We start from the raw sequence: 1,072 nt of genomic DNA, 5'->3' as shown, positions 1-1,072 counted from the left end.
CGCTGGGGCGTGGAGCCGAGGTCGGGCGTCTTGTAGGTGACCAGAGGGACCGTGGTGGCCACGGGCGTGGCCAGGTCGTGGTCGACGAGGTCGGAGATCACCTGCTCGATGCGCTTGTAGGCCGTCGGCGCCTCCTCGAAGAGCAGCTGGCGGTCTCCGCACACCACCAGCGACCCCACCGGCGTGCGGCGCAGCTCCTCGACCGTGTGCTTGGCCCGGCCCCGGCGCAGGGCGTCCGCACGCGACATCTTGCGGCCCGCGCCGTGCGCGACGGAATGGCCGGCGTCCGGCCCGGCGTGGGCGGCCACGAGGTAGGAAGGGGTGCCTCGCGTACCGGCGATGAGCACGTCGCGGCCGTCGCCCGGAGCGGCTCCCTTGCGGTGCAGGTAGGCCCCGTCACGGATCTCGACCAGGTTGTGGCACTGGTCGACGAGCGGCTCGGCGGGCTCGGCCCCCAGGGCATGGGCGACCCGGGCGGCCATCAGCCGCCGGTTGAGCGATCCCCAGCGTACGGCGTCGTCGTGCATCGCCAGGTAGGCGCCGGGATCAGGGGCGGGGCCCGCGCCGTGGACCTCGGTGTGCGCCCGCAGGATCCGCTCGCCCAGCCCCCGGGAACCGCTGTGGACGATGAGGACCAGGTCGCCGCCGGCGAGTCCGAGACGGCTCGCGTGGTCCGGCGCGAAGACGGTCCCGATCCGCGCCAGCTCGACGAAGTGATTGCCCCGGCCGACCGTCCCGAGGCCCTCGACGTGACCGGCGGGGATGTCGCCCTTCACCACGGCCCAGGCCGGGTCGCCGGCATCCCGTTCGGGATCCAGCGCGCGATCGAGGTCGGGGAAGCGGGCGGCGAGCTTCTCGGGTACGGCACGCTTGAGCTTCATGGGGAACACGGCGATGCCGCACCCGATGTCGGAGCCCACCAGGAACGGGTACAGCACGGTCGACGTCATGGCGGCGCCGATGGGGGCGCCCTTGCCGGGGTGCAGGTCGGGCATGGCGGCGACGTGCGTCATGCCGTCGAGCGCGGCCACCTGGTGGCACTGCGCGAGGGCGTCGGACTCGATCCAGCTCG

General features: G+C 73.6%; 1 protein-coding gene. It reads right to left on the bottom strand.

Translation table 11 applies throughout. The features are described 5' to 3' along the window. Positions 1-1,072: RNA ligase RtcB family protein (locus ACVCAG_RS45730; protein ID WP_440089934.1), on the bottom strand; the 1,072-nt coding region annotated here is incomplete at both ends.

The organism is Streptosporangium sp. G12 (assembly GCF_052983175.1).
This window is presented reverse-complemented; position numbering and strand designations above follow the sequence as displayed.